At 74.6% G+C, this 4,414-nt stretch carries 2 protein-coding genes; one reads left to right on the top strand and one right to left on the bottom strand.

The genetic code is table 11. The features are described from left to right. Positions 1–339: 339 nt before the first annotated feature. Positions 340–3,108, top strand: coding sequence for an ATP-binding SpoIIE family protein phosphatase (locus tag ACZ6ZR_RS32495; protein ID WP_465648535.1), 2,769 nt, complete (start codon positions 340–342; stop codon positions 3,106–3,108). 153 nt (positions 3,109–3,261) lie between these two features. Here ACZ6ZR_RS32495 and ACZ6ZR_RS32490 read toward each other — a convergent pair whose 3' ends face one another. Further along, complete coding sequence (locus tag ACZ6ZR_RS32490) at positions 3,262–4,017, bottom strand: hypothetical protein (RefSeq protein WP_465648533.1); 756 nt, start codon at positions 4,015–4,017, stop codon at positions 3,262–3,264. Between the last annotated feature and the right edge of the window lie 397 nt (positions 4,018–4,414).

Raw genomic sequence — 4,414 nt, 5'->3', positions numbered from 1 at the left:
CTCGACGTCCACCTCCAGCGTCAGCCACGCCAACTCCGCAGCGGCTACCCGCTCCTCAAGCTCCACCGCGGCCTCCAACCGGTCGGACGACAAGGGGGCTGTCTCCTTGCTGGGGCCGGGCGTCCGCCCGGCCCCAGCAAGGAGACAGCCCCCAGCAGCCTACCGACTGGGTACAGGAGGTGCTGGTGGTGCACAGGGGGCGCGCGTGAGGTGACACGCAACTGATACTTACGAATCTCCCCGATTCGCTTTCAGTCCCGCCCTCCACCGTGCTTCGCTGGAAGGTGCAGCGGGAACGACCACACAGGAGCGGCAGCCAGGCGGGAGCAGACCTCATCCATGGTGCACGAGCCCAACTCCACGCCGTCGGCCGACCAGCCGTCAGTCGCCGCCCTGGTGAGACTGGCCGCCATCCTGGTCGACCCCGACGGCCGGATCGCGCACTGGAACCGCGCCGCCGAGGAGCTGTTCGGCCACCGCGCCGAGGTCGCCCACGGCCGCACCGCCTCCGGCTTGCTGCCCGCGGTCGAACCGCGCCCCGAGACCGCCCTCCCCCGCCCGGCCGGCACCCCGCCGCGCCGCTGCGACGCGCTCGACACCCTCGACGACCTGACCCAGACCGGCCCCAGCCCGTGGGCCGGGGCGATGCCCGTGCTGGACCGCGAGGAGCGGCTGCGCGACGTGCTCTGGTGGGCCTGGCCGCTGACCGAGCCGGCCGGCCGCAGCCTGCTGGTGCTCGCCGCCGACGCCCGCCCGCTGCGCACCGGCGGCCCCCGGATCGCGCTCGGCGCCCGGCAGCTGCCGTACGCTCCCGCCCCCGGGCCGGTCGGCGGGCTGCACCGCGCCACCCCCGACTTCACCCCGGCCGGGGCCGGCGGCGCCGCCGCACTGGCCGGCCTGCTGCCCCCGCACTCCTCCGAGACCCGCCGGGCCCGCCTGCTCACCGCCCTGACCACGGCCGGGCTGCCCGCCCTCTGGATCGACCCGACCGCCCGGGTCCCGGTCCTCCCGTACGAGCCCTCCGGCGCCCGGGCCGCCTCCGGCCTGGGCCGCCGCTACCCGACCCCGCAGCAGCTCGGCACCCAGCAGCGGGCCGAGCGGCCGCGTGCGCTGCGCCGCCCGCCGGAACCGCAGCGGCCCACGGTCGCCAGCCTCCAGGTGCTCACCGGCGGGGCCGTCCCACAGCCCCGCGACCCGGCCCCCGCCGCCGGGCCCACCGCGCCCGCCGTCCCGCCCCAGGGCACCGCACCGAACGGCAACCGGGCCGCCACCGCCGCGGCCGACACCCCCTCCACCGGCCCGACCCCGGGAGGCCCCGCCATCGAGTCCGCCGCCGACCGCACCGACCCCCAGCCCGCCGACGCGCGGCAGAACGGGCACCGCCCGCGCCCGGTGCCCGCCCAGCCCGCCGCGCCCTCCCCCGCCGTCGAGGTGCTGACCACCAGTCAGGCCGGGGAGCAGCTGGCCCTGTTGAGCGAGTTCGGCAGCCGGGTCGGCACCACCCTGGACTTGGACGCCACCGCCCGCGAGCTGTGCGACGTGCTGGTCCCGAGGATCGCCGACTTCGCCTGCGTGGACCTGCGGGACGGCCTGATCTCCGACTCGGTGCTGCCGTCCACCCCGCCCTCCGACACCACCACGCTGCGCCGCGTGGCCCGCGCGTACAACGCCACCGCGGGGGAGTGGGAGCACGTGCTGGAGGAGGGCTCGCTGCTCCAGATGCCCCGCTCCACCCCGCCCGGCCTGGCGCTCCAGGAGAACCACCCGGTGCTGGTCCCGGTGATCAACCCGGACGTGGCGGTGGACTACGCGGCCTCGCTCGGCGGCCCCGAGCTGGTGCCGGTGGTGATGGACCGTTCGATGCTGGTGCTGCCGCTCTCCGCCCGCGGCACCGTGCTCGGCATCCTCAAGCTGCTCCGGCTGCCCGACCGGGCGCCCTTCGACCACAGCGACGCCGCCACCCTGCGCGAGCTCGCCGCCCGGGCCGCCCTCTCACTCGACAACGCGCGCGCCCACCGGGCCGAGCAGAAGACCGCCACCACCCTCCAGCGCTCGATGATCCCGACCAGGCCGCCGAAGATCCCCGGCGTCCAGATCGCCCACCGCTACCTGCCGGGCGATCCGAAGGCCGAGGTCGGCGGCGACTGGTTCGACGCGATCCAGCTGCCCGGCAGCCGGGTCGCCCTGGTGGTCGGCGACGTGATGGGCCACGGCCTGCTCTCGGCCGCCGCGATGGGCCGCTTCCGCACCGCGATGCAGACCCTGGCCGCCCTCGACCTGCCCCCCGGCCAGCTGCTGCGGCACCTGGACAACCTGGCCCACAAGCTCGGCGACGACCACCTGGCCACCTGCCTCTACGCGGTCTACGACCCGATCAACCGCACCTGCGAGCTGGCCAGCGCCGGCCACGTCCCGCCGGTGCTGGTGCACCCGGACGGCACCGGCGAGCTGCTGGAGATCCCGGCCGGAGCCCCGATCGGGGTCGGCGGGGTGCCCTTCGTGGCCAAGCGGATCGACGTCTCGGACGGCTCGATGCTGGTGCTCTGCACCGACGGGCTGGTCGAGGTCAGGGGCGGGGACATAGGAGCAGGCCTGGCCGCCCTCTGCGGGAACCTGATCGACCCGAAGCAGACCCCCGAGGAGGCCTGCGACGTGGTCCTGGAGCGGCTCCACTCGGAGGACCGCCAGGACGACATCGCCCTGCTGGTGGCCCGCTTCGACGGGGTCCCCCCCACCGAGGTGGCCACCTGGGAGCTCACCGTCGGTGAGGCCGAGGTCCGCCGGGCCCGCCGGCTGGTCCGCGAGCAGCTCGCCGCCTGGCAGCTGGGCGCCCTCACCGACACGGTCGAGCTACTGGTCAGCGAGCTGGTCACCAACGCCGTCCGGGTGGCCAGGGACCACGTCCAGCTCCAGCTGATCCGGGTGGACAAGCTGCTGGTCGAGGTCAGCGACGACAACCACAACCTGCCCTCGCTGGAGCCCTCCGAAGAGCTGGACGAGAACGGCCGCGGACTCAACCTGGTCAGCAAACTCGCCGAGAAGTGGGGCACCGCCCGCAAGGCGGTCGGCAAGGTCGTCTGGTTCGAAATGGCCCTCCCCCGCACCTGACCGCCTCTGGCCGGAAGGGCAGCAAGCCAGGGGCGCGGGGAACTGCGCGAGTACGGAAGGCGGACCAGCGCCAGATCGGGGCACGCGAGCCAGTTGCACGCGCTGCCGTCCCCCCGCGCGCAGTTCCTCGCCCCCCTGGGGGGCCTCCGGCCCCTAGGGGGCGACCGCCGCCCGGCGGCGGCGTGCCTCGGTGGCCACCGAGGTGGCGGCGGTGACGCCGGCCAGCACTCGCGGCCAGAAGTCCCCGAAGACCTCCATCGCGGCAGCGATCAGCACCGCGGCGACCAGCGCGGCCACGTGCTCCAGCCCCGCCAGGTTCGGCAGCACGACCGCCTCCCCGACCATCACCGCGACCACCAGCCCGCCGGTGAACCAGGCCCGGCAGCGGAACGCGATCACCACGGCCAGCGCCACCACGGCGGCCGAGGGCCCGGTGTCCCGGACGTGCGCCACCTCGGGCGGGAAGCCGAACAGGTGGTCCGGGCCGATCGCCACCCCGATCCGGGCGAACAGCGTCCCGGCCAGCGTGCAGGCGTAGGCCACCACCAGGGTCAGCCGCCGCCCGAGCACCAGCTCGGCGATCCCGAAGACCAGGAAGACCTGCGCCAGCGCGCCCCAGACCGGCAGGTCCAGCGCGGGGACGTAGAGCGAGAGCGGGGTCCGCAGCAGCGAGACGTCCAGCGGCAGCGCGGCCTTGACCACCCCGACGTGGGTGACGAAGCGCGCCCCGCCGGGCAGGTGCTGGACGATGCTGAACAGCAGCACCAGCAGGGTCGCGGTGGTGGCCAGCGGAACGGCGGCGAACTTCTTGCGGACCAGCTCGGTGCGGACGGTGGAGTACAGCTGACCCCACTCCGCGACGGCGGCCCGCCGCACGTGGCCCAGCGGCCCCGTTCGCTGTTCGTTCACTGACGTCCCCGTTCACTGCGCATTGACGGAACCGAATGCCGACTCCGTATTGTCGGCAACGCATTGCCGACAGCCACCAGACTTTCGCGGCCCACTACATCCACAGTAGGTATCCGCTAAACGGATCGCATCAGCTCACGAGCCGAATCAGGGTCATCCTCCAGGCGGATATCGACCCTTGGACATCCCCCGGTCGGCGGTCCCGCCGTGGCTTCCCTCCGCCCCCCGGCGGAGGGCTACCGCTCCCCGTCGCGTTCCGGCGCCGGCAGCGCGGCAGGACCGGCGGCAGCGGCGACGGCCGGCCGGGCGTGCCGGCGGCGGAACAGGGCGGGAAGGCTCGGTACGGTGATGAAACCCTCGGCCCGGGCACTGGCGATGCCGATGCGGGGAATCTCAC

It is taken from the genome of Kitasatospora sp. NPDC088742 (assembly GCF_055584905.1).
The sequence above is the reverse complement of the archived record's forward strand: the minus strand, read 5'-3'. Positions and strand labels throughout refer to the sequence as shown.